The sequence below is a fragment of the Vibrio sp. MMG023 genome (genome assembly GCF_021654215.1).
Classification (GTDB): domain Bacteria; phylum Pseudomonadota; class Gammaproteobacteria; order Enterobacterales; family Vibrionaceae; genus Vibrio; species Vibrio jasicida.
The window spans coordinates 659267-678102 of record NZ_JAKFZP010000003.1; the positions used below are offsets into that span (position 1 = coordinate 659267).

At 43.9% G+C, this 18836-nt stretch carries 17 protein-coding genes; 9 read left to right on the forward strand and 8 right to left on the reverse strand.

The genetic code is table 11. The annotated features are described in order from the left end of the window. Positions 1–157: 157 nt before the first annotated feature. On the forward strand, positions 158–406 hold the full coding sequence (locus L1076_RS12665) for a DUF1289 domain-containing protein (RefSeq protein WP_237303716.1): 249 nt from the start codon (positions 158–160) through the stop codon (positions 404–406). Between the two features lie 101 nt (positions 407–507). On the opposite strand, the gene L1076_RS12670 is transcribed toward L1076_RS12665, so the two are convergent. Together L1076_RS12670 and ushA are read right to left on the reverse strand one after the other, a co-directional pair. Next, the gene (locus L1076_RS12670) at positions 508–729 is read right to left on the reverse strand and encodes a hypothetical protein (protein WP_038868743.1); all 222 of its coding nucleotides are present in this window, start codon (positions 727–729) and stop codon (positions 508–510) included. 445 nt (positions 730–1174) lie between these two features. Next, complete coding sequence (gene ushA, locus L1076_RS12675; protein ID WP_038868741.1) at positions 1175–2878, reverse strand: bifunctional UDP-sugar hydrolase/5'-nucleotidase UshA; 1704 nt, start codon at positions 2876–2878, stop codon at positions 1175–1177. 349 nt (positions 2879–3227) lie between these two features. Here ushA and L1076_RS12680 point away from each other — a divergent pair, with 349 nt between their 5' ends. Together L1076_RS12680 and L1076_RS12685 are read left to right on the forward strand one after the other, a co-directional pair. Beyond that, entirely contained in the window at positions 3228–3935 is a 708-nt protein-coding gene (locus L1076_RS12680; RefSeq protein WP_039977390.1) for a GNAT family N-acetyltransferase, read from the forward strand. A 12-nt stretch (positions 3936–3947) separates the two neighbouring features. Continuing rightward, positions 3948–4463, forward strand: coding sequence for a GNAT family N-acetyltransferase (locus L1076_RS12685; RefSeq protein ID WP_237303717.1), 516 nt, complete (start codon positions 3948–3950; stop codon positions 4461–4463). Positions 4464–4667: 204 nt separating this feature from the next. On the opposite strand, the gene rplY is transcribed toward L1076_RS12685, so the two are convergent. Then, a complete protein-coding gene (gene rplY, locus L1076_RS12690) occupies positions 4668–4946 on the reverse strand; it encodes a 50S ribosomal protein L25 (protein WP_038868737.1) in 279 nt (92 codons plus the stop codon). A gap of 420 nt (positions 4947–5366) precedes the next feature. Between rplY and L1076_RS12695 the strand changes: the two genes are divergently transcribed. Together L1076_RS12695 and L1076_RS12700 are read left to right on the forward strand one after the other, a co-directional pair. Next, a complete protein-coding gene (locus L1076_RS12695) occupies positions 5367–6101 on the forward strand; it encodes a glycosyltransferase (protein WP_237303718.1) in 735 nt (244 codons plus the stop codon). A gap of 14 nt (positions 6102–6115) precedes the next feature. Beyond that, positions 6116–7477 (forward strand): LssY C-terminal domain-containing protein, encoded by a 1362-nt coding sequence (locus tag L1076_RS12700; protein ID WP_237303719.1) that lies wholly within the window; start codon positions 6116–6118, stop codon positions 7475–7477. On the opposite strand, the gene L1076_RS12705 is transcribed toward L1076_RS12700, so the two are convergent. From L1076_RS12705 to L1076_RS12715, 3 genes are read right to left on the reverse strand one after another with little or no spacing between them, the layout of a single operon-like run. Beyond that, complete coding sequence (locus L1076_RS12705) at positions 7474–8823, reverse strand: ATP-binding protein (protein ID WP_104037652.1); 1350 nt, start codon at positions 8821–8823, stop codon at positions 7474–7476. The two genes, L1076_RS12700 and L1076_RS12705, sit on opposite strands and share 4 nt — an antisense overlap. Beyond that, entirely contained in the window at positions 8813–9472 is a 660-nt protein-coding gene (locus tag L1076_RS12710) for a response regulator transcription factor (protein ID WP_038868732.1), read from the reverse strand. Before L1076_RS12710 ends, L1076_RS12705 begins: the two co-directional genes overlap by 11 nt. 28 nt (positions 9473–9500) lie before the next feature. Then, a complete protein-coding gene (locus L1076_RS12715) occupies positions 9501–9929 on the reverse strand; it encodes a hypothetical protein (RefSeq protein ID WP_038874596.1) in 429 nt (142 codons plus the stop codon). Positions 9930–10267: 338 nt separating this feature from the next. Between L1076_RS12715 and L1076_RS12720 the strand changes: the two genes are divergently transcribed. Continuing rightward, on the forward strand, positions 10268–11605 hold the full coding sequence (locus L1076_RS12720) for a GGDEF domain-containing protein (protein WP_237303720.1): 1338 nt from the start codon (positions 10268–10270) through the stop codon (positions 11603–11605). Positions 11606–11667: 62 nt separating this feature from the next. Here L1076_RS12720 and L1076_RS12725 read toward each other — a convergent pair whose 3' ends face one another. Further along, positions 11668–13422, reverse strand: a complete 1755-nt coding sequence (locus L1076_RS12725; protein WP_042601805.1) for a DEAD/DEAH box helicase — start codon at positions 13420–13422, stop codon at positions 11668–11670. 154 nt (positions 13423–13576) lie between these two features. On the opposite strand from L1076_RS12725, the gene rsuA reads away from it, so the two are divergent. The 3 genes from rsuA to L1076_RS12740 all read left to right on the forward strand — a co-directional run bounded on the left by rsuA (position 13577) and on the right by L1076_RS12740 (position 16656). Then, a complete protein-coding gene (rsuA, locus tag L1076_RS12730) occupies positions 13577–14278 on the forward strand; it encodes a 16S rRNA pseudouridine(516) synthase RsuA (protein ID WP_038868727.1) in 702 nt (233 codons plus the stop codon). A 513-nt stretch (positions 14279–14791) separates the two neighbouring features. Continuing rightward, on the forward strand, positions 14792–15994 hold the full coding sequence (locus L1076_RS12735; RefSeq protein WP_038868726.1) for a Bcr/CflA family multidrug efflux MFS transporter: 1203 nt from the start codon (positions 14792–14794) through the stop codon (positions 15992–15994). Beyond that, positions 15994–16656 carry a DUF2913 family protein gene (locus L1076_RS12740; RefSeq protein WP_038868724.1) on the forward strand — a complete coding sequence of 221 codons (663 nt, stop codon included), beginning with the start codon at positions 15994–15996 and terminating at the stop codon, positions 16654–16656. Before L1076_RS12735 ends, L1076_RS12740 begins: the two co-directional genes overlap by 1 nt. Before the next feature lie 152 nt (positions 16657–16808). Here the strand turns inward: L1076_RS12740 and L1076_RS12745 are convergent, their stop codons facing one another. After that, complete coding sequence (locus L1076_RS12745; RefSeq protein WP_237303721.1) at positions 16809–18713, reverse strand: alpha/beta fold hydrolase; 1905 nt, start codon at positions 18711–18713, stop codon at positions 16809–16811. Positions 18714–18836 lie beyond the last annotated feature (123 nt).

Genomic DNA, 18836 nt, shown 5'->3' on the forward strand with positions numbered 1-18836 from the left:
ATACGGTTATGGTTTCGTATGTTTTTAAACACAGCGTATTTTATAACAGAGATCCCATTATCGGTATTGATATTCACCGAAAACTTAGAAATTTCTTACAGTTATTCGACTATTAACGTATTGGATTTAAACAAGCTAACGATAGAACGGTTTGAGCATGGAGCAACTGGAGTTTTTTACCGTCCCAAGTCCTTGCGTTGGAATTTGCACTTCCGACGAAAAAGGGTATTGCAAGGGATGCATGCGTAAGAGAGAAGAGCGGTTTAATTGGCTAAGCTTTACCCCTGCACAACAGTTACACGTGATCAAGCTATGTCGTCAACGCTATAGAAGAAAGGTATTGGCAGGGAAGGCAAAAGCAGAATCGCTACAGGATGGATCATCACCGCAGCAAGACTTGTTTTAGTTGATAGTGGGATTCAACTATTCCCGGCCCAGTCTGAGATACTTATCCATAAGAGCCGGGAAGCTCCTATCCATTTTCCACCTCTGAAAAAGTGGTTGGCGTTATTTCATTGACCATTGGTCACTGACCCAGCCTCCTGCTTGTTCGTCAAAGTGGCTTCCGGCAAAGCGGTGGTTTTGCTCCACCTCTAATCGACTGGTTGGCAGTTCATCCATCAGTTGATGAATATAGTTTGCCATGGGATCAGTACATGCTTCACGTTCTCTGCGAGTTACCACTTCTTTAATCAGTTGCAGTCTGTAGCTGTTGCTGGCTCGTTTCATTTTTGACCTCCAGAACTCGATGGCAGCAGTTTGAACACATTGACGTCCAGATCGCTGCTCATTGGCGTGCACGTGGAGACACAATGCCGTCGTTTGAAGTCCTAAAGACAAATTGTTTGAGAGCAGTGTTTGTAACGCCATTCAAATCTTTCTCAGAATCATTAGCTGCGCGAATAAAAATGAATCGCGAAAGTTAGTCAATGAATCTGCTTATTTGAAAGACCTTATCAAACATAGAAGCCCCGCACATGGGCGTCAATAATACAAATGAACATTTTTTGAACGATTTATGAAGGGGCTGCTTTTTCAGGGATTTAGCACCAATAAAAAAACCGGAGCCACTTGGGCTCCGGTTGGTCTTAGAGTCAGTCTGACACGCTTTTGTTTCGATTGTTATGCAACCGAATAGCTGTCAACATCTAAGTGTAGACAAGGTCTTAGTAGCTTAGCTACCTGAAGCAGGACAACCTTTCACAGCTTGACCGTTGCTGAAGTACTCGATATTGCCTAGATTCTTGTCAAAGTCTGCCGCAGAGATCTGAGGGTTTTTAACGAAGAACTCACGCAGTACAGAAGCATCTGTCATTTGAGTTGATTCAACATCGATCACTGGGTAATCATCACCGCCAGCCGCGCTGAAGCTGATCACTGAGAACGTGTAAGTATCCGCTAGGTTGAAGCCCTTACCGTTGATGTCTGTGATAGTGACATCGCTTGCGTCACAATCAACAGATAGCGTGATGTTGTCTAGTTGAGCGTAAGCACCAGAGCCCGCAGATTTCGTAGCAACTACGTCTAGGTAATCTTTAACTTCTTGGCCGGTCATCGTTGCTTTGGTTACGAAGTTACCGAAAGGTTGTACGGTTAGTACATCGCGGTAAGCGATATCGCCTTTCTGGATTGAGTCACGCACACCACCTGAGTTCATTACACCAAAGTCAGCGTTAACTAGCTCATAAGTGCGGTATGCCTCACCCAATAGGTGGCCAAGGTTAGTTTGCTCTGAACGAACTACGCCACGGTCGCCTTCAAGTTTGCCGTCAGTTTCTGACACTTTAACATCCAACAAGTCTTGACCTTGTTGTTGGTAAGGAAGAAGGATCGACTTCACTGTTGCATCGTGCTTGATGTACTCACCGATCACTTCATCGTTGTCATCAAGAAGGTTTACAGGGATTAGTGCGTACTTAGCTAGGTGCAGTTTACCGTCGTAAAATTCGAAGTCTGCACGACCTACGTATTTACCCCACTCATGCGCTTGCATGATGTAAGTACCGTTTTGTTGGTCTGGAGCACAGTCATCACCTGGTTTGAAGTCAGCGTAGTTGTTTGTGCCAGGTTCCATACATACTGGGTTTTGAGAGTGACCACCAATGATTGCGTCCAGCTCACCTTCTTCAAGAGAACGTGCAAGTAGAACATCGCCAGGTGCTTCGCTGCCGTGTTGACCATCTTGGTAGTGGCCCATGTGTGTTGTAGCGAACACTAGGTCAACTTTCTCGTTTGCTTCGATTTCTGCAAGTACTTTTTGGATTTCAACTTGTGGATCTTCGAAGTAGATATCAGCAACATTGTCTGGGTTTACCAGTTTTGCAGTATCTTTCGTTGTAAGACCGATAACCGCCACTTTAAGACCGTTAACCGTGAATACTTTGTAAGGGTCGAAGTAACGTTCATCAGTTACTTTGCCGTCTGCATCTTTCTTGTAGATGTTTGCAGCTAGCATCGGGAAGTCAGCAAGCTCCGCCTGCATGTCTAATACGTCTAGAGAGTTATCAAATTCGTGGTTACCGACAGCCATTGCATCGTAACCAATAAGGTTCATACCTACGAAGTCTGGCACGGCATCTTGCATGTCTGACTCTGGTACACCTGTGTTGATGTCACCGCCAGACAGCAGAATTGACTCACCACCGTTTTCAGCAACTTCTGCACGAATAGATTCGATAAGTGTTTTACGTGCTGCCATACCGTACTCGCCGTCGCTGTTGTGCCAAAAGCGACCGTGGTTATCGTTGGTATGAAGAACAGTAAATTTAGTACAAGAGTCTGCGGTCTCACAGGTAACTGGAGAGTTGTCGCTGTCTGAGCCACATCCAGCTAGCGCAGCACCGACAGAAAGTACCAAGAGGGATTTATAAAACTTCATAAGGGATCCTTTCTTTGTGATTTTGATTTTATTACGGCGTGAAATATACGGAATTAGTGTGAAACTTTAGTGATCTATATCTTATTTATAGTTTTGTTGAATAAAGGAAATAACAAGCCTGCAATGGATGTCGACAAATAAACAGAAATCGTATTTAGAAAGGTTTTTGCGAAGTGGTTTATTAAAATTGTGAGCAGCTCAATTGAATGTGTTTTCTTAGTGTGAATCAATACGCATTTTGGCGAGGTATGAACCAAGGATTGATTATTATTTTACCAGATTCATGTTTTTATAATGTATGCGAAACATATAGTTAAGATTTTTCTGTACAGCATGTTGAGAGGTAGGGATGCTCAAAAAATCAGCCGCGCTCACAGCGGAAATCGATTGCTCTTGGCAGAAGCAGTTCACAGCCATCGATAAAATGTACAACGGTTACTCTTACGACCCTGAATATTGGAAAAAGTTCTCCGATCAGGCTGCGGTTTTTTTATACCAATCCGATGCAACGACGTTTATATCCTGTCCCGAAGATCTATGGAATAAAATAAGACATTTTCAACCAAGTGAGATCGAACGGAAATTAAATAATAAGCAATTCTTCTGTGATTATGACGATGTCGACTACTATTTATTTAATGACGATAACGTCAACAATGATGACGAAATAATTCCGCTTACTATCGAATCCGATCTTTCATTACTTGAATTCTTTTTAAGCCAGAATAGTAGTGAGGATATAGAAAAAGCGGACTTTGAGCTGGATAGTCATTTCTTTTATGGCATCTTCGACAATGAAAAGCTCGTTGCGGTACTGGCGTCATATTGTTATCCGGGAAAGGAACCGTTTGAATCTTTGTCCATATTGGTTTCTCCATATGCGAGAGGGAAAGGGTATGGGAAGCGGCTGCTTGCTCACTTAGTCCGTGAGGTGAAGGCAAGACAGCGTAAAGTTAGGTATCGAGTAAACATTGAAAATACACCTTCAATAAAGTTGTGCCAATCACTGGGATTTGAAGCATACAGTCGTCAGAGAGTGTTTACTCAAGAGTTATAAGAAAGGCGCGCAATGGGATATACAGTAAGAAACGCACTAAGGGACGAAGCTAGGCTTATCGCCAAGATTCATGTCGATTCATGGCAAGTCGCCTATAAAGGATTGATGCCTGAAAGTTATATTTGTCAGTTTACTCTTGAGCGCAGAGAAAAGATGTGGACACGAGTGATGACAGAACAATTGGCAAATTTGATTGTGGTAGAGAAGGGTAAAGAGATAGTGGGTTTTCTCAGCTACGAGCTACCGAACCATTCTAGTGAGGATAAGACAGCAGTTGTCACTTGTTGTTATGTTTCGCCTCTTTACTACGGGCAAGGAGCGGGTAGTGCATTGATTGATGAGCTAGAAACGCGTTTGTTGTCCACACCGGTGATGCAAATCAGCCTTAAAGCGTTGGATACGAATCAACAGGGGCTGAACTTCTATAAAAAATGTGGCTTTGTGCGGTCAGGAGAGGAGGAGGCAGAGGTCATTGAGGGCATTGTGTTGAATGACCTCACTTTGGTGAAGTACATCGCACGAACATAGTTGGTTCGAATCCATGGCGCTCCCATGTTTGGGGCTCTCTTGTGTTTGGAGTTTGCGTGGGAATTTTCATCGGCCATATATAGTAAAACCCCGGAGATGGTAAGGCTCCGGGGTTTTGAATTTTTTAGATATCTCGGTTGGTAAGTCCGATAATCTTTTTATGCAAAAGGTTTGGATTTTATCCGTTAATTCCTTGGTAGGGAATTAGATACGGATGAAGTCCATGTGCTCAACTTTTGGCTTGAACGCGTGACGTTGAACGTCTTGTGGCTTAACTTTAACTTCAGCGCCGTCGATCACTAGAACGATACCTTCGTAGAACTCAGGCTTGTCCATTTGGTTAACGATCTCGTCGTGGTTAAGAACGATAGCAACTGCTGCTGCTTCACCGCCGTATACAACTGCAGGGAATTTGCCAGCGTGACGTAGGCGGCGGCTCGCACCTTTACCTAGTTCAGTACGTACTACTGCTTCGAATTTCATAGTATTTACTCTCAAATTAGTAAAAATTAAACTTCACGAACCACAATGCGACCTTGAGTTCGTGGTAAAGCTTGAAACAGGAACTGTTCAAGCGAGCGCGGATACTATCATCCTGGTCTGGGTTCAGCAACCATAAATGCACCCAAATCAATAAAAAGACAGCAATCTTTGGATAGTAAGAGTGCAAGTTTTATCGCTTAGATAAAAGTTTGTTCACTTTGAGGCGATTTTAACCTATTTACCTTCCTTTACTTGTATTTTTCTTCCCTTTCTCGACAGGCATCATTTTTGTGAATGGATAATCATCGACATCTGTTATTAACGAAATGAACGCAAAATGAATGCTGACCTCAGTAACCGTTAAGCCACTCGGTTCTATTCTTGGCCCAACACCTAACGAGAGCATCAATGGAGCGCATTATGAACCCAGTCAGTATCGTGATTATTACCCTAAATGAAGAAAAACGTATTGGTCGACTACTCGAAGATTTAACTAAACAAACACATCAGAAATTTGAAGTGGTTGTGGTGGACTCGAACAGCGAAGATTCGACTCGTGAAGTTGCACAAGCTTACGAAAGCTCATTACCAGAACTTACCGTTCATCAAATGGAGACTCGTGGTGTCAGCTTAGGACGTAACACGGGGGCAGAGTTGGCGAAATACGAACGCATTCTTTTCTTGGATGCAGACGTACGTTTGCCAAGCGATTTTCTAAGTCGTGCAATGAGCAAGTTAGAAGATGCGAAGTTAGAAGTGGCCGGTGTGTACATGGGGGCAAAGGAATTACCACTGGCGCACAAACTTGGCTATGGCTTGTTTAATACGGGCTTGTTCATTACCCAGTACACATTCCCAACGGCTGTTGGTGCGTGTATTTTCTCGACCAAGCGTGCGCATAAAGAGCTTAACGGTTTTGATGAATCCATTACGCTTTGCGAAGATTGTGATTACGTGAAACGCGCTTCAAAAACATGGCGATTCCGCTTTTTACCAATGACATTCGAATTCGATCCGCGTCGTTTGGAGCAAGATGGTTTCTTTAAAATAGGCATGACCTATTTCAAAGCGAATGTACGTCGATTCTTCTTTGGGGAAATGCGTAACAACGAAATGGAATACAAATTCGGTCACTATAAAGATCAACACTCATAATCGTTGGAGGCTGTATGCTGGAAGCAATCAGTCTGTTCTTCGGGGCATTTCTAGATGCGACGATTGGACCAAATCTCTTTGTTCCCGGTGAGCCGTTTTTGCTCGCCGCGGGCTATCAAATACACCAAGGCATCATTTGGGGCGTAATCGCCGTCCTCATTGGTGGTTGGCTTGGTGATCAACTCAGTTACTTTATTGGTAAACGTTCGGGTTCAAAAAACCAGAGAAAATTAATTCGTTGGCAAGCTAAGACGAAGCGCCCAATTGCTCGTTGTCGTTTGCTGATGAAAAAGCGTGGTAACGCCATTTTGATCTTTGCACGCCTACTAGGCCCAGTCGCGTGGGTCGTGCCATTTATGGCGGGTTCAGTGAACGTGAGTTGGAAGCGCTTTACCGTCTGTTCATCAATAGGTTTGATGCTCGGTGTTGGGCAATTTGTCATTGCTGGATACTTGCTTGCTGCAGGTTTACAAACTTGGCTACCACTGGATTCCCTAAAGTTAATCTTAATCGAACATAAACTTCTTATTGCTTCGGTATTGGTGGCTGTGACATTTACCGTTGTTGCGTGGAAAAAGAACTGGTCACGTAAATGGACCAAATCACTGACGGCACTAGTGTTGTGTTTGGTTGCTGCGAATTACGGGCATTTTTTCTATCTTGCTGACGATAATGTTGAGCAAGTCGAGTCCACTGAGATTCGACCAATCGCGTTTAACGAGCTTGGTTTTAAAGTGTATCCAGGACGTTCCAATGTGTTTGACGCTCAGGCCGTAAATTTGGTCTACGTCGGTGAATCACCGAGAGTCTTAATGCAAGAACTCGGTTGGCTAGAAAATCAAACATTCTCAAGAAACGACATTGAGTTCTCTGATTATGTGAGTTTATTGAAGCAAAAGTTGCCACCTGTGTCGGATTTGTTTTGGAATGGCAAACCACAAGCGATGGCGTTTCAAGAACCCGGAAGCTTACTTAAACGCTCTCATATACGCTGGTGGCAAGCAGGGCACGAGGCAAGCTCGAATCAACCGGTTTGGGTTGGGGCGATAAGTTACGATGATGGACTCAAGTTAGCGCATTATTCAGGTATTGTGACTGTGTTGCATCGGATTGATCCCAATGTAGATAGTGAAAGAGACCGTTTGGCAAATCAAATCGAAATGAGTCATTTAGCCTTAGCAGGGGAATTGTATTCGTTGGCGCAACCTGTCGCCATGGACAATCAACATGACTATTACTCTGATGGGAATGTCTTGTTAATTAGCGAGCCTTCACTCGCTTTAAATTTACTTAATCAGCGGCCAGATACAAAAATGGCACCTAACGATGAAGTATCGATAAGTGCCATTTCGGAACTCTTACCGGATGTGATTTAAACTCGACTCTTTTGCAAAATAAGGGTGGCTTTTAAACCGCCCATTTTGCTTTGTGAAAGCTCAAGCTGGCCACGATAACTGTGGGCCATCTCACTCACAATATTTAGGCCTAAACCTGAGCCAGGGGTGGTTTCATCCAATCGGTAACCACGTTTGATTACCTGGCATAACTGCTCGGCGGGGATACCAGGTCCATCATCCTCAACGATGATGTGAATGTTGTCTTTGTCTTGCGTAGAATGGACACGGATAATGCTCGCTGCCCATTTGTAACCATTCTCTAGTAGATTACCCACCATTTCATCAAGATCCGTTTTCTCAACGGCAACGTTCAACTCAGAATCAAGTTCATTGATTAATGTGACTTCTCTTACGGCATACACTTTATCGAACGCCATAGAGATCGCATCAACGCGTTCTGATGGGTTAGATTTTACCGATAGGATGTTCATAGAGCCGGCCATACGAGCTCGGCCTAAGTGGTAATCAATATGTTGTTGAATCTGACTAATCGGCGCATTCAATCTCGTTTGAGTTTCAGGGACTAAGCTCTGCACTTCGTTTTTTAACACGGAGAGTGGTGTTTTTAACGCGTGAGATAAGTTACCCGCGTGGTTACGCGCTCGTTCAAGTAGCTCTTGGTAGTGAAAGAGCAAGGCATTCAGATCGGAAATTAGAGGTGAAATTTCTTTTGGATATTCTTCTTCCAGCCCCTTCTTGTTGCCCGATTTGAGCTCGGCAAGCTCTCTTTGCAGCTTCGTTAGGGGGCTCAATGACCAAGCGATCTGAAGCAAGATAACTGCTAAGACGCCGGCGAATAGCAAGCCTAATATAATCCACAATTGACCGGTGAGAGATTGAATAGTGTGTTCAATTGGATCTTCATCAACACCAATGATGATATCGATAGGACCGTTATAGTCGGGCAGATAAAGGGTTTTCTTTATGGTGATGAGTTTTTCATCTCGTGCACCAAACGCGTTTTTATCGAGCCCCTTATAAGTGATTTTTTTATCCCAAAGTGAACGTGAGCGTTCGAGGCTGGTCTCTGTGGAGGCGCTCCAGTATAAACCACTGTAAGGGCGACTAAAGCGAGGGTCGGAAAGTTGAGTAGAAAGAGAGAGTTGTCCCTTACTGTCAACTTCAAGCTGAGCGGCTATTTCGTCCATAAAGACATTTAATTGTGAACGAGTGTCATCCACCATGTAATGATAAACTTGAGTTGGAATTGTCACGCCGGCAGCGAGGATCATTGCGGTGAGCCAAACCACCGCTGCAAGCACTAAGCGGCTTTTAATACTTAGCCGCTTGAGAACGTGCATTGGCAGTTTGTTTTTACTCGGCATTCAACTGATACCCCAAGCCACGTACTGTCTTAATGATCTTTGGTGCGATTTTCTTACGAATACGACCGATAAAAACTTCGATGGTGTTGGAGTCACGGTCAAAGTCTTGTTTGTAAATGTGTTCCACCAACTCAGTACGCGAAATGACCTTCTCTGGGTTATGCATGAAATACGCGACCACTTTGTATTCCAATGCAGTAAGGCTAACCGCTTGTCCTTGCCATAGAACTTTCGAAGAACGCGTATCTAGGCTCAAATCCCCAATCTTCATTACTGGGGAGGCATTACCAGATGCTCGACGTAATTGAGCTCGTAATCGAGCCGTTAACTCCATCATTTCAAATGGCTTTGTTAAGTAGTCATCCGCGCCTGCGTTTAAGCCTTCAACGCGTTGGGATAGGGTGTCACGTGCACTGAGTATGACAACAGGGGTGTTAATGTTCTCATCTCGAATCCCCTTAAGTACTGTTAAACCGTCCAGTTTTGGCAGGCCTAAATCAAGCACGATCACATCCCACTCTTCAGACGTCGCGCGATAAAGCGCATCAATGCCATCTTGAGATAACTCTGGTACCCAACCATTGTTTTCTAAAGTTTCGATAATTTGTTCGCCTAGGCGAGGTTCATCTTCGACAACAAGTATTTTCATGTTCTTTCTTCTTATTATGTTTGATGGATTATTGCGGTTTGAGCGCTTTATTGAAGTTACGACCTTTGATTTCTAGCATTTCAAGCGTAGCAGCATCGTATTCCACTTTGATCACGCTGTCATCGAATAGGATTTTTAGCTCGTAAACCCATTCATCGTCATCTTCTTCCAACTCTACTTTAATAATACGCCCATAAAGATCATTCTCCACCGCTTCATACATATCAGAGAAAGGGCGAATATAGCCTTTCTGCACAGCGCGATAGACTTCGTCTTGATCTTCATCGAATTCAATTCGGGTTCCCGGTTTTTCAACGTCACGAACAATGGCGTGTCCATCTTTGTCGTCATGATGGTCACTGTGATCGTGATGATTCGCAAAGCTTGGCGCAGACAACAAAAGTGGCACTAAACCTAACAGCATGGGTAGCTTGCGTGTAATGAAGGATTTAGACATAGCAAAGCCTTTTTGGGAGAGTTAGCAAAATTATATCCGCTTGTACATGAATGGAAAGTGAATGTGGATTTAGGTGCAAAGTTTTCTGCGCCCGAACCGTTAAAAATATAAATTCCGTAATTTAAATAGCTTATAGAGAAGATTGACACTAATTAGGCAAAAGGCGGGTTCGCGTTTTGCAACATGCCTATAAACAAAAACACAACAAATGTATATTTTTCGCGCGATATGCTGTTGATATAAATGTTACATATAATTGGTCTGGACAAATCATAGAGCACTTTAATTGGATAGCTCGGTGCAGTTCATAGTGTATGCATGGAGTTCTAGGATAAAGAATGCTTCTTTTTAAATTGTCGAAAAACTCATTAGTGATTTCGTTTTGCCTCTATATCGTCGTAGTTTCAGTGATGAGCGTATGGGCGATCAATCGCAGCGAAAAAGAGTTTGCCTCTATTGCGAACTATCTGGAACTTTATAAAAGTACCGCGATATTAACTGGGCTACGAATTGAGTCTGATTTGAAGAACCAATCCGATGTAAACTTTACCCAACAACAAATAGAGAGCTCGCAACGAGTTAAATCTCTTAACGATGCAGAATTAACCCCAAATGAACGCATCGCGTTTTCTGCTCTAGATGACTTGTTTCGCTACAATAGAGAACTAACAGAACGACCTAACGTTCATATCTACTATCGTTCTTATGAGGGAAAGAAACTTATCTTCTCGAAAGCGAATGATGATCTTGCTATCGACGCATCGATGTTTGATCCCATGCTATGTAGTCAAACTCGTTCCTGTACTTTGAATATGCACGACTCGGACTTAGTGGATCGCGTCATCTTCTCGGAAAACTTCAATAACACAGAAACCGGTGAAACCGCATTCAGCATCTCCAGTCCCGTTTATTTAAATGGTCAGATTTTGGGAGATGTCGTTGTTGAAGTTTATGTGAACTACCATTTTTTAGATGGTCAAAGCCTCACATCAGAAAAAGTAAATGGGCATTACTATGTCACGATTGGGCATGATAAGTACCCTTTTTATGACCTTACTGGAGGATTAGTGCTACCTCTCGATAATACGAGCGTGGTTATCTATCAGCTTCCGGTAGTAAAGGTGCTGATCGATAATCTATGGGTGTTGTTGGTAGCTTGGGGGTTGGTGCGCACCTACCATCGATTGTATTCCTCTAATATAAGGCATCAAAACCACTTAGCGCATGCAATAAAAAATGCCAGCAAAGATGAATTGACGTCTCTACATAACCGGAAGGTGTTTGAAGATGAAGAATTTGAGCTGGTAATAAAACAAGGCCACTACTCTGTGATTTTGATTGACGGTGATAAGTTTAAAGAGATCAATGACAACCATGGCCACAATGCTGGTGACATGGCATTGATTCATATTGCTCGAACGATGCAATCTACGTTCCGTCAGAGCGATTGGTTGATTCGTTTGGGCGGAGATGAGTTTGTAGCGGTGATTCCTTCTTGTTCCTTAGAATCTGCGGAAAACTTAGCTTTACGACTCAAGGAGAACATCGTTGCCAAGCCTTTAGATCGTTATAATGTAGAAGTAAAAGTAACGACAGGTGTGGCCAAAGCAACAGGGAATGAATCCCTGATAGACGTTATCGAACTCGCTGACCGGGATATGTACCGCTCAAAATAACCGAGAGTTTTCAGTAATCATGTCGCGCCGTTGTATTCAATCTGGACGCTATAATGTGCCGATTACTGCTTTAATTCGTCTTCAAAAATCTTGTCTCGTAACTTCCAAAAACGACCAGACTTTCTTGCTATTACAAATTGAGGTAAGCGAAAGCGATGCTGATTCGCGACCACTTTGGTCGGGGAAGCCTCTTCAAATGGGCGATGTTTGTCGGCAAGGTGAGGACGCACAAACTGGTCTTTGAAGGTTTGCTTCTGTTTTTTGGTATTCAATGACCAAAACTCGTGTACCAGTGCATTGCCTTCGCCTTGATAGGTTTCACCAGAGTATGTCACTTTCAGTTGCGACTTACCGTCACTGGACTTAAATACCGACAAATCCATTTCTGTACATTCGAAGATCAGCGCATCTTTCAGGTTTAATGCTTCTTTGAGTTTTTTGTCTGGATCGACAAGGGTGGCATCGCACTCATGACAAATACGCGCCGCAATGTCGTTATCAGCGCCGCATTCACCGCAATATTTTGCTCTAAACCGATAACCACAATGCTCGCGTTCTCCGGTTTCGTCATCTTCAAAATAGCCTTGGCAGCGACGGCCAAAGTGCTCAAGCAAGAAACCATTGCTGTCTAACTTGCCCCAAAAGTTATTGTTGAACCCGCAAGCAGGGCAGGGAATAGTGATGATCTCGCTGGTGGAGTCTGGCTTTGGGTCGCCCACTTCTGGTTGGTATAAGTCATAGCTGTTACCGGCATAATCGAGCACTAAACATTCGGTTTTGCCTTCTGATAAACGCAGACCACGACCTACAATTTGCTGATACAAGCTGACTGATTCCGTGGGCCGTAGAATCGCGATCAAATCTACATGCGGTGCATCGAAGCCGGTTGTTAACACGGAGACGTTAACTAGGTATTTAATCTCACGGTTTTTAAACGACTGAATGATCGCATCTCGCTCTGGAGTTGGTGTATCACCAATCACAATGGATGTTTCCCCTTCAGGTAATAAACCATGAATTTCTTGAGCGTGTCGTACCGTCGCAGCAAATACCATCACACCTTGACGTTCTTTGGCGTATTGAATGATCTGTTCAACGATTTGTGGCGTGGCGCGTTTGGCTTTGTCGATCACCATATCCATTTCGGCTTCTTTGTATCGTCCAGTACTGGCTGGCTTAAGCTGCGAGAAGTCGTAGGACAGTACTGGCGCATCCATCATACGTGCAGGTGTTAAGAAGTTTTCATCCAATAAATAACGAATCGGTAGTTCGAAGATACAATCACGGAAAAAACGAGGTTCTTCGGTACGAACTTGTCCGCGAGTGTGGTATTGGTAAATCCACCCCATCCCAAGACGATATGGCGTTGCGGTTAAGCCAAGGACCTTGATACCTGGATTGAGCTCTCTTAGGTGAGTGATGACTTTTTGGTAGCTGCTGTCTTTATCATCGGGTACGCGGTGGCATTCATCAATGACCAGCAAGGAAAATTGGTTTTTGAATGAATCTAAATTGCGTACGACTGATTGAACGGATGCGAATACCACCTGTTGATCGGTTTCTTTTCTGCCTAAACCCGCCGAAAAAACTGAGCCTTTTAAATCGTAGCCTTCATACTTGGCGTGGTTTTGTTCCACCAACTCTTTAACGTGTGCGAGCACTAATACGCGTCCCTTGGCGAGTCTCGCAAGTTCTGCAATAACCAAACTCTTACCGGCACCTGTTGGTAGTACAATGACCGCTGGTGTGGTGTGTTTGCGAAAATAATGAATCACTGCTTTTACAGAGTCGGCTTGGTAAGGGCGAAGGGTGTACATGAAAATCTGTGAAATTGCTCAACTATTCTAATTAGGATCGCTATAATACCCGACTTTTATACCCAAGTGACTTTTGAGTGCGGTTTTACTTACCGATTGTTAGCTTAAATGGGCTTGGGCAGAGGTCATTTGGGTATAATTCAATGAGGTATTCATGCGTTTAGATAAATATTTGTGTGATGCTCTGGGTGCGACTCGCAAGCAGGCAACAAAGATCATCAAAAGTGGCGAAGTAACCATCAATGGTGAAGTACAAAAAAGTGGTTCTTTTAAAGTACCAGAAGGTGGTGTCGTCCAGTGGGATGGTCGTGACGTTGGTAAACCTGGCCCACGTTACATCATGCTATACAAGCCTGCGGACTTTGTTTGTTCGCATGAAGACGGGCATAACCCGACCGCTTTCGTTCTGCTCGATGAGCCGAAAGTAGAGAACTTGCACTTTGCTGGTCGTTTGGATGTCGATACGACAGGATTAGTTTTGATCACTGACGATGGCCAATGGTCTCATCGTATTACTTCACCTAAACACAAGTGTGAGAAAACCTATCGTGTTTGGTTGGTGGATGCGATTGAGCCAGACTACGTGGAGAAGTTTGCCCAAGGGATAGAACTTCGCAATGAACGTGAACCGACATTACCAGCACACTTGGAAATCGTGAACGAAGCCGAAAACGAAGTGCTATTGACGATTGTCGAAGGCAAGTACCATCAAGTGAAGCGCATGTTTGCTGCTCTTGGCAATAAGGTTGAACACCTTCACCGTGAGCGTATCGGTTCTATCGTATTGGATGAAGCTCTAGAGCCCGGTGATTACCGTGTGTTAACCGAAGAAGAAGTCGAATCGGTATTAAAGTAATTCTTTCTGATTGGAAATAATCGCTGTTCTGGGAAATTGTTTAGTTCTCGATAGGAACTAGTGTTTTGGTAGGAAATCACTCAGAATGGGGTTTCCTACCAAATTTGTGTTAATGACTGAACCAGTCATGTATTCGCTGCTCGTAAACGCAGGCTGAACTGTATTTAATCTGAGAAAAACCTTTTCTCTTGTTGGTCCTTACTGACGATAAGTACAGACGGTGTTAACTTCACCGCCTCTTCGTTTTAGCTCGGTTATATTGTCGCTGCGCATAATCATCATGCAGGTTTAAGCGTCGAGTTAGTCAAGACCGCCTTGGTATACTTTCGTCAGTAATGCTCAAGTGACACTAAAAAAGTGAAAAAGTACTTGAGCATCTGTATTTCTCAATAGTATGGATACTACGCACTGTTTTTTGTAACTCTGTTATGAAGCCAGTGTTCGAGAAGTGTCACTCATCTGTCTCAATCAATGTGGAATGTTGATGGGAGGACCACAACAAGAGGTAAATCAATGACAGAAAAAGCCCAAAGTGCTCCCCAGTCACAAATCAGTTTTTTATTGTTTCTTGTTCTCGGTGCAATCGGTGCATTAACCCCGCTTGCTATCGATATGTATCTGCCAGCTATGCCTACTATCGCGAAAGATCTAGGCGTGACAGCAGGGGCAGTGCAAATTACGTTAACGGCGTACACCGCAGGCTTTGCGTTAGGCCAGTTGCTTCATGGACCGCTAGCTGATAGCTATGGTCGCCGACCTGTACTCATTTTAGGTGTGTTCTTTTTTGGTTTGGCGGCGGTAGTTAGTGCAACTACAAATGGTATTGATGCTCTGACGTATGTACGTACTGCACAAGGTTTTGCAGGAGCAGCAGCTGCCGTGATCATCCAAGCTGTCGTTCGCGATATGTTTGACCGTGAAGACTTTGCACGTGCAATGTCGTTTGTGACCCTAGTTATCACTATTGCGCCGCTTGTTGCGCCTATGATCGGTGGTCACTTAGCGATTTGGTTCGGTTGGCGCTCTATCTTCTGGGTATTGGCTATCTTTGCTGTCGTAGTGATTTTGCTGGTGTTATGGATGATTCCGGAAACGCTAAAACCAGAAAACCGTCAGCCATTAAGATTCCGAACAACAATTCGCAACTATGCACGCTTGTGTTCAAATCCTGAAGCATTAGGTTTAATGCTTTCTGGGGCGTTCTCGTTCTCAGGTATGTTTGCATTCCTGACGGCGGGTTCATTTATCTATATAGATTTGTATGGTGTTCGACCGGACCAATTTGGTTATCTATTTGGTTTGAACATCGTGGCGATGATCATCATGACCAGCATCAACGGTCGTTTGGTGAAAAAAGTCGGCTCTCATACCATGCTTCGTTTTGGTTTAGCTGTGCAATTAACCGCGGGTATTGGTCTGTTTGTTGGTTGGATGTTCAACCTTGGTTTGTGGGGTATGGTGCCATTTGTCGTGCTGTTTATTGGTACCTTGTCTACGATTGGTAGTAACTCAATGGCGTTGTTGTTGAGTGGTTACCCAACCATGGCTGGTACAGCATCTTCACTTGCTGGCACCTTGCGTTTTGGTACTGGTTCACTTATTGGTGCGCTGGTTGCTGCAATGCCGAGCGGTGTTGCATGGCCGATGATCATCGTTATGTTTGCTTGTTCAGTGCTGTCTGCACTGTTTTATTGGACTTTAGGAAGAAAGGCGTAATGTCTAATTACACCAAAGAAATTCAACACTTGGTTAATTCTGCTCTGGAAGAACTGGATCAGGAACATCGTTCAGGTAAATTGGCGAATGCGCCAGTTGCTAACAATCATTACTTGGTTCGTTGGGTGACCAAAGCGCTAAAATCACAGCGTTTCGGTCGCACTGTTGGGGATGATTTAACGCGTTGGCAAAAAGCGGGTCGTTCAAAAGGGAACGATGCTGGCTTGCTGTTTATCTTCAAACGTATTTCTGCTTATTACGCACAATTCTTCCCAGAAGGCGAAGAACAGAAAGTGATCAAAGATTCAGACATTGAAGCGTTTTTGGATCTTATGGAGCAAGCTCAATGGGAAGTGTCGACTTCTGAGCAACTGATTGGTTGTGGTAAAGTACAAATCTTCACCGAGGGTCAAAACTCTCTGGCGCTTTGTGCAGACCAATGTGAAAGCTGTTTTGATGGTGAAGTGCTTGCTAAACCGATGAGTTGGTTTGTTCGCGGTAACCACGCTGAATTTGTCGAGAAAGCAACGCAAGCTGGCTACATGGTCCATAAGGTGACCGATTACAAGTCAATGGTGAAATACCACGGTGAATACCTGATCTTCCCTGCGAATGAAGGAAACCAGTTAGCGGAAATTCCGTTGTCATTTAAAGCAGACTAGACCGTATTAAGCATCTCAATAAGTAATCGAGCTTCACCTACAAGTGAGCGAAAAACGTTACTTATCGGAGATTGCGGTGCTTTGAAGCGTACATACTGTGGTGTGTACGCTTTTTTGTTTTTGAGGGCCTGACATTTACTTCTATCGAGCGATTAAACAAACTTATGGCTGTGGTCGTAGAAATTCATTATCCGTTTTAGGGCCCAATCTCGATATCGGTCGGATTCAATTAAAATGTCATGCCTTGCATGAGGAATGCTTAAAAGCCTTGAACTGGCACAATGCTCATTGAATAAGTCTTGGGCAGGTAAGGACACAACGTTATCACCCTCTGGTTGCACGATTAAAATTGGCGTTTTAATGTCTTTGGCTTGAGCTAAACAATTTTTGCCGGCAGCAACGGCTTCGCTAATCCACTTAGGGCTAACACCACCGAGTCTCAGGTTGGGGTGGTTGCTCAACAAATCACTGTAGGCTTTAAAGCGATTAGGGCTACTTGTATGATCATTACCTTCGAAGGTTTTGGTCACAAATGCCGTTTGGGTAGGGGCGAAATTCGGTGTTTTCTGAAGTTGACTGATGAGTTTAATGGTGGCCGTTTGAATGCCGCCAACCACTTTAGGTAATTTGATACCAAACATTGGGCTTGTTAGGGCGCACGCTTTAACGTTGTGATCATAACTCGCGAGATATTGAGTTGCGACAGCACCTCCCATCGAGTGGGCGAGCATCATAACTTCGTCTTTATGTTGGCTCTCTACAACCTCTTCAAGAAACTGAGCTAAGTCTTCAACATAATGCTCAAACTGGTCCACGTGTCCAAGTTCGCTGTGTTCTGCCAAGCGTTGCGACTCTCCCTGACCTCGATGGTCAAAGGAATAGATATTGAAGTATTGGCTGAGTTCGTAAATGACTTCTTTGTACTTCCAAAACGATTCATTTCGCCCCTGAACAATGACTAACGTTCTTGTATGGTTTTGAGGGTTCACGTTAATCCAAGCGATATCATTATTCATCGCACCTTTAAAGTAACCGCTCTTTCTGTTTTGCCATACGTCATCTATTTGTTGGTGATAATCCTGCTTATGGTGGCTCAATTCCGAGGTAATGGGGTGATAGCGTTTATAGGGCTTGTGAGGAATATTGAGTTTTCTTCCTATGCTGGTCACAAACAAGCGGCCCAGTTGAGCACCGTGTAAATAGTCGGCATCAAGTTGTTTTTTCGTACTCTCAACAACCGAAGATTGTAAGTTCCGCGCTGGAGAAATCTCGTAAATGTTTACATCATCAGGAGGAGAGGCGAGAAAGCGTCGAGTTTGTCGATAAGTTTCTTCGTGTTTGAGCAAAATAGCCGACAGTTCACTCATTGTTTTGGATGGCGCGCGCTTTAGCACGGCTTCTATTAAAGGATGATGTTCGTCAAAATCGATGGGCATCGTCCGGATCACGACGATGTGTTTGTAACCTCGACGATAAGCTTCTTCAACTGGGATTGGTGCAGAAACACCGCCGTCTAACCAACGTGCGCCATTAAACACAACGGGCTTTTTGTGCAGAGCGGGAATAGCACAAGATGCTCTCAGTACATCCTTCCAATTATCAACGGTGACATCAAAACACTCTGTCGTTAGGTTTCGTGCGTGTGTCGCGACAGCGACGACTTGCTTTGTTTTGAGTAAATCAGAACCTTTTTCCCAGTTTAACGGGATGCTTATCTCGGCATTGTCTACTAAAAAATCTAAGTCAAACCCTTCACCGTTGAGCAAGTATTTCGTGAGTTTAAAGAACTCAGGGCGTCGTGTTGTTTCTGTGATGATTTTGTAAGCATGCCCTTGATGCCCACAGATGTACGAGGCGAGGTTGAGAGAGCCAGCAGAAGTACCAATCAGCAAATCAAAAGGATTGAAATCAGCATGTAGGAAGGCATCTAACACGCCTGCAGTAAAAATGCCTCGCTGGCCGCCACCTTCTGTCACCAACGCGATCTTATCGACGTGTTGCTGACGAAGCATAAAGTTATCGTGGTGTTTACTGCTAATGATGTATCGATTGCCCATTGTGATTCCAAAATCTGCTTAACGTTATAGTCACTAAGTTCAGAACAAAGCCGGTCTAAAAAGGTATGAGCTAAGAATAATATGGAGATTGTACTGAAATAAATTCAATTAAATTTACAGAGT